This window comes from Burkholderia sp. Ac-20384 (assembly GCF_017104605.1).
GTDB classification, from domain to species: Bacteria; Pseudomonadota; Gammaproteobacteria; order Burkholderiales; family Burkholderiaceae; genus Burkholderia; species Burkholderia lata.
The window spans coordinates 1-2,368 of sequence record NZ_JAAGPE010000576.1 but is presented as its reverse complement, the minus strand read 5'-3'; the positions used below and the strand labels follow the sequence as shown (position 1 = coordinate 2,368).

Genomic DNA, 2,368 nt, shown 5'->3' with positions numbered 1-2,368 from the left:
AGAGATAATGTTGCAGTCTGGCCCGCCACGAGGCTCGTCGGGGTGGAGCGGATTAGGGGGCGGGAGGCGGGGCGGCGGCCGGCCGACCGGCCGGGGGCGCGACATTGTCGGCAGCACACACCGGGCGTCGCGCGCACTTGAGCCCGCTGCGCTCGACGAGCGCCTGGACCTCGGCGAAGCGCTGCGGATGACGCGGCACGGGCACCAGCAGCGCGCCGGGCGTGCGCATCGCCGCGAATGCGTCGAGTACCAGCGCCTCCTCGTTCTCGCGCGTGCTCGCGGCCACCCACACGGGCCGCGCGCCGATCGCCTCGCGCCACGCGTGGCCGCGCGCCGCGAGTTCCGGCGGCGTCGTCATGTCGAACTTCAGGTTGCCGAGCACGGTCACGTTGCGCGCGCCGAGCGACGACAGCCGCTCCGCATCGGCCGGGCTCTGCGCGAGCACGCGCGAGAAGCCGCCGAACACGTCGTGCGTCGCCGCGCCGAACTTCGATGCACGCCGGAACGAACGCGCGGACATGCGCGCATTGGTCAGCACCAGCGGCACATCCGCGCGGCGGCATTCGTCGATCAGCGTCGGCCACACCTCGGTTTCCATCACGAGGCCGAGCGTCGGCCGCCACGCGCGCAGGAAGCGTCGTACCGCGCCGGGCATGTCGTACGGCAGATAGCAGCGCAGCACGCGATCGCCGAAGATCTGTTCGCCGGTCGCGCGGCCGCTCGGCGTCATGTGCGTGAGCAGGATGCGCGCATCGGGGCGGGCATGCATCAGCGCGTCGATCAGCGGCTGCGCCGCGCGCGTCTCGCCGACCGATACCGCATGCACCCAGATCAGCGGCGCGCGGTCGTCGCGCGAGCGGCCGGCCACGTGGCCGAAACGTTCGCCGATGTGCTCGCGATAGCCGCGCTCCTTGCGCGAGCGCACGTAAAGCCGGATGACGGCGATCGGTGCGACGAGCCACCACAGCGCGCGATAGATCACCCTCAGCATGCGGCGACCCTCATGTTGCAACGGAGAAGAGGCGCGCTCAAACCAGCGCCCTGCCCTTCAGGCGTTCGAGAATGCCGAGCGGCGCGCATTCGCGGCGCACCATCGCGTCGACCGGCAGGAAGAAGGTCTGTTCGAGCATGAACTGGCCGGACATCACAGCGTGCGAAGTCTGATCCGAGAAACATATCCACACGCAGCCCGGCGGAAACGGCATCGTCTGCTGCGGAGCCGTCTTCTGGTAGTCGAGATCGGCCTTCATGCTGTCGTGCAGGTTCAGCATCAGGTGGTCGTACGCGCTGCGCGGCGACTTCGTCACGTGCAGCAGGTTCAGCAGCCATGCGGCGCCCGGCAACTGCGGCTTGATGTGCGGCAGGAAGCGCTTCGCGACGTCCTCGAACGGCTCACCGACACGCCACACGCGCGGCACGCCGGCCGGGTTCACGTTCGTGAACACGCGCAGGATGCGCTCGCCGTAGTTGGGCCGCGACGGGAATGCGTCGACGTGCAGCCGGCTGTCGTCCTTGCGCCACGATGTCTGGCGCGTCTCGACCTGCATCAGCCGCAGGCTGGTCGGCGCGACGCGCAGCTTGCCGCGGTATTCGGGAAAGAGGCCGTCGACGAGCGTGCCGGCCTGCTGCTGGAAGCGCGCGACGAGTGCGCGCACGGCCGACTGCGTGACGTTGTCGCCGAGCACGCCGGCGAGCGCGCCGCCGTTCGGCGCGAGGCTGATGTTCTTGCGTTTCGGGTCGGCGAGCGCCGGATCGAGCAGCGCTTCCTCGCCGCCTTCGATCGCGAAGCGCAGGTGCGGGAAATACAGCACCTTGCCTTCCTCGACCGCGGCCAGCAGTTGCTCGCGCGGCGCCGACAGGTTGTGTCCGCTCCAGTCGGCGGACGGGACTTCGATGATCTGGGATTCGCTCATGTTCGGTTCGCGTGGGTTCGCGCGTGTGACAGCGTTACAGGAGACCGAAGCCTGCGAGCGCCGACTTCACCTGCGCGATCGACGGGGGTTGCCCCGCCGTGCCGAGATTGACGACGTTCGGCGACCAGTAGCCGCCGGTCCGCCAGGCCGTCGCGAAATTGTACAGTTCGACCGTCGGACGCTTCAGCGCGGCCGCGATGTGAACCAGACCTGTATCAACCCCGACGGTGGCGGCCGCGCCGTCGATCAGCCCGACCACCGCCGGCAGCGACAGCCGCGGCGGCACGATCGCCGCCGCGCCGAACTCTTTTGCGAGCCGCTCGCTGGTCGCGCGTTCCGCGTCGTTGCCCCACGGCAGCACGAGCGACGCGCCGCGCCGCACGAGGGCCTGGCCGAGCTCGATCCACGCGGCGTCCGGCCATTGCTTGTCGGCACGCGACGTCGCGTTGACGAAA

The 2,368-nt window shown here is 69.8% G+C and carries 2 protein-coding genes and 1 pseudogene; all 3 read right to left on the bottom strand.

Annotation, left to right across the window (positions count from 1 at the left end; all coding sequences use genetic code 11):
• Positions 1–70: 70 nt before the first annotated feature.
• Positions 71–991 (bottom strand): annotated as a pseudogene (locus G3O00_RS41865) (3-deoxy-D-manno-octulosonic acid transferase); the annotation flags it as partial.
• Between the two features lie 37 nt (positions 992–1,028).
• The gene (locus G3O00_RS41860) at positions 1,029–1,913 is read right to left on the bottom strand and encodes a Kdo hydroxylase family protein (protein WP_206146510.1); all 885 of its coding nucleotides are present in this window, start codon (positions 1,911–1,913) and stop codon (positions 1,029–1,031) included.
• Between the two features lie 34 nt (positions 1,914–1,947).
• Positions 1,948–2,368 (bottom strand): glycosyltransferase family 9 protein (locus tag G3O00_RS41855; protein WP_277399389.1); only part of this gene is annotated, 421 nt, incomplete at its 5' end.